The 612-nt window shown below is 66.3% G+C and carries 1 protein-coding gene; it reads left to right on the plus strand.

Going from position 1 to position 612, the window contains the following annotated elements:
* The coding region (locus EN993_RS36560) for a caspase family protein (protein ID WP_206532500.1) at window positions 1–612 on the plus strand (612 nt) is incomplete at both ends.

The raw sequence follows: 612 nt of genomic DNA on the forward strand, positions 1-612 counted from the left end.
AAGCTGAAGCGCGACCTGGAGCGGTTCACGGAAGATGCCGAAGGCGCCGATGTCGCCTTCATCTATTATTCCGGTCACGGCATCGAGGCCGGCGGCGAGAACTATCTGGTTCCGGTCGATGCCGACGTGTCGTCACTGAGGGATGCCGACGCGGCTTTGGTGCCGATTTCCGCCATCATGGACGCGTTGAAAAAGACTGTGCCTGTGACGATCGTGCTACTCGACGCCTGCCGCACCAATCCGTTCCCGCAGGACGCCGTGGTGCGACGCGCACCGACCGCTTCCGCCTCGCCGATTGGTGCCGGCGGGCTGGAACCGGTGCGCGGCGCCAGGGCGCTCGGCAATGCGCCGGCGGCTGACGCGAGCCTGGGTACGGTGGTCGGCTTTGCCGCCGAACCGGGTCGCCCGGCGCTCGATGGCGCCGCTGGCGAAAATAGCCCTTACGCGTCCGCCCTGCTGCGCCACCTCGCGGCGATGAAGGGCACCGAATTCGGCTCGGTCATGCGCATGGTGACCGAGGAGGTCTATCTCGACACCAAGGCAAGGCAGCGCCCCTGGGTCAATGAAAGCCTGCGCCGGCTGCTTTATTTCGGCGTTGCACCAGCGGAGCCG

The sequence above is a fragment of the Mesorhizobium sp. M7D.F.Ca.US.004.01.2.1 genome (genome assembly GCF_003997785.1).
In the GTDB taxonomy this organism is placed as follows: Bacteria; Pseudomonadota; Alphaproteobacteria; order Rhizobiales; family Rhizobiaceae; genus Mesorhizobium; species Mesorhizobium loti.